Annotated in this window: 2 protein-coding genes; both read right to left on the minus strand. The window is 70.6% G+C overall.

The features are described 5' to 3' along the window. Nucleotides 1-82 precede the first annotated feature (82 nt). Nucleotides 83-1,003 carry a myo-inosose-2 dehydratase gene (gene iolE / locus Q0112_RS01770; protein WP_297970584.1) on the minus strand — a complete coding sequence of 307 codons (921 nt, stop codon included), beginning with the start codon at nt 1,001-1,003 and terminating at the stop codon, nt 83-85. A gap of 11 nt (nt 1,004-1,014) precedes the next feature. After that, nucleotides 1,015-2,801, minus strand: a 1,787-nt coding sequence (gene iolD, locus Q0112_RS01775) for a 3D-(3,5/4)-trihydroxycyclohexane-1,2-dione acylhydrolase (decyclizing) (RefSeq protein ID WP_297970586.1), incomplete at its 5' end; no start/stop codon positions are given.

The following is a 2,801-nucleotide window of genomic DNA, read 5'->3' on the forward strand; positions in this document are numbered from 1 at the left end:
CTCCGGCGGCGCCGAACGGGATGGCCCGGATCGGGTTGCCGGTCATGATCTCGAATCCGCCGGGTCGAGCGGCTTCATCGGCTCAGGCCGTCACCCGTGGCGCGTCGCTCCTGTCGAGGCCGACCTCGCGCGCCATCGCCCTGAGCGCCGTCAGCCCCATCTTCTGGTACTGGAAGGGGTTCCGCACCGCGCTGTCCTGCTCGGCCTCGATCACCAGCCAGCCGGCGTAGCCGTGGTCGGCGGCGATCTTCAGCACCGGCTCGAAGGCGACGCAGCCCTCGGGGTCGCCCGGGACGGTGAAGGCGCCGCGGCGCACGCCTTCGAGGAAGGAGAGGTTCCGGTCGCGGACCTCCCTCATGATTTCGGGACGGACGTTCTTGGCGTGGATGTGGGTGACGCGGTCCATGTACTTCCCGGCGACCTCGGCGGGGTCGGCGCCGCCGAAGGCGCAGTGGCCGGTGTCGAGGAGGAGCCGGGTGTGCGGGCCGGCCATCGCCATGAAGCGGTCGATGTCGGCGGCGGACTCGATGATCGTGCCCATGTGGTGGTGGTAGCCCATCTTCACGCCCGCGTCGGCGGCGAAGCGTGACAGCTCCTCGTAGCCTTTCGAGAAGCGCTCCCACTCGGCGTCGGTCATGATCGGGCGGTCGTTCACCGCGACCTTGTCGTTGCCGTGGACGGTGTTCGAGCACTCGCAGGCGTTGATATGGTCGCCGCCGGCGGCCTTCGTGAACTCGATCCAGGCCTTGAGCGCACGCTTCTCGGTGTCGATGTCGTTGACGAGGATGTTCGTCGAGTGCCAGCCGGCGGCGAAGCGCAGGCCGTACTCGCCGAGCCTGGCCTTCAGCGCCCTGCCGTCGTCGGGCATCTTGTGGCCCTTCTCGATGCCGTCGAAGCCGATCTTCTGGCAGTCGGAGAGGCAGTCCTCGAGGCTCAGGTGATCGCCGATGCTCGTGTCGTCGTCGTTCGACCAGGCGATGGGGTTGGTTCCGTAGAGGATCATGGCGTGCTCTCTCAGTTGAAGACGCGCTGGAGGCGGGTGTTGGCGTGGTAGCGTTCGCGGGCCTTCTCGAGGCGCTCGGGGCCGCCGACCTCAGGCACGGCGACGTCCCACCAGTGGCCGCCGGCGCCGGTGCCGGAGACGGCCTCGGTGTCGATGACGATGACGGTGGGGATGTCGCGGCCGCGGGCGGCGACGATCCGCGCCTCGAGGTCGGCGATGCCCGTCGCCTTCTCGGCGTGGGCGCCCATCGAGGCGGCATGGGCGACGAAGTCGATCTCGGGCTGCGCCGCGACGGCCGCGTCCTTGTACATGTTGTTGAACTCGGCGCCGCCGCACTCCTGCTGCAGGCGGTTGATGCAGCCGTAGCCGCGGTTGTCGGTCAGCACGACGGTGAAGGGAATGCGTCGCATCACCGCGGTGGCGAGCTCGGAGTTGGCCATCATGTAGCTGCCGTCGCCGACGAAGCAGACCACGTCCCTGTCGGGGGCGGCGAGCTTGATGCCCATGGCGCCGGCGATCTCGTAGCCCATGCAGGAATAGCCGTACTCCATGTGGTAGCCGCCCTGCGCCGCCTGCCAGAGCACCTGCAGCGCGCCGGGCATGGTGCCGGCGGCGCACATGGCGACGGTGTTCCCGGTGGCGGTGCGCTGGACGGCGCCGATCACCTGGGCGTCGGAGGGGAGCTTGTTCGCGTCCTTCGCCGGCGCCGCGGTGACCTTGGCGACGGCGGCGTGCCAGTCGGTGCGGGCCTTCGCGTCGGCGGCGGCGAAGCGGGTGTCGCCGAGGGCGGCGTCGATCTTCTCGAGCGTGACCCTGGCGTCGCCGACGACGCCGAGGGCGCCGTGCTTCAGGGCGTCGTAGCCGTGGACGTTGATCGAGACGAGGCGGCGGTCGGGGTTGGCGAAGACCGTCCAGGAGCCGGTGGTGAAGTCCTGGAAGCGGGTGCCGATGCCGATGACGAGGTCGGCCGCTTCGCAGGCGGCGTTGCCGCAGGTCGAGCCGGTGACGCCGGGCGAGCCGAAGTTCATCGGGTGCTCCCAGCTGGTGGCGCCCTTGCCGGCCTGGGTCTCGAGGAGCGGGATGTTGCGGCGTGCCGCGAAGTCGGCGACGAGCTCCTCGGCGCCCGAGTAGAGCACGCCGCCGCCGGAGACGATGACCGGGGCCTTCGCCGCCCGGATCGCGGCGACGACGGCCGCGACCTCGACCGGGTCGGGCTCGGGGCGGCGGATGCGCCAGACGCGGGGCGCGAAGAAGCTCTCCGGGTAGTCGAAGGCCTCGGCCTGCACGTCCTGGCAGAAGGCGAGGCAGACCGGGCCGCAGTCGGCCGGGTCGGTCATGGTGCGCAGCGCCCGGGGGAGTGCCGTCATCAGGTGCTCGGGGCGGGTGATGCGGTCGAAGTAGCGGGTGACGGGCCGGAAGCAGTCGTTGGCCGAGACCGTGCCGTCGTCGAAGTCCTCGATCTGCTGCAGGACCGGGTCGGGACGGCGGTTCGCGAAGACGTCGCCGCAGACGAAGAGCACCGGCAGGCGGTTGACGTGCGCGAGCGCCGCCGCCGTCACCATGTTGGTCGAGCCCGGGCCGATCGAGGAGGTGACGGCGTGTGCCCGGCGGCGGCGCATCGTCTTGGCGTAGGCGATCGCCGCGTGCGCCATCGTCTGCTCGTTCTGGCCGCGCCAGGTGGGCAGCGCCTCGCCGATGCCGTGCAGCGCCTCGCCGATGCCGGCGACATTGCCGTGGCCGAAGATCGCCCAGACGCCCTCGATGAAGCGCGTCCCCTCCTCGGTCATCTGCACGCTCA

The sequence above is a fragment of the uncultured Amaricoccus sp. genome, from assembly GCF_937858865.1.
In the GTDB taxonomy this organism is placed as follows: Bacteria; Pseudomonadota; Alphaproteobacteria; order Rhodobacterales; family Rhodobacteraceae; genus Amaricoccus.

Coding starts and splice junctions, on each gene's coding strand:
- iolE (WP_297970584.1), bottom strand. CDS start 1,003: ATGATCCTCTACGGAACCAACCCCATCGCCTGGTCGAACGACGACGAC.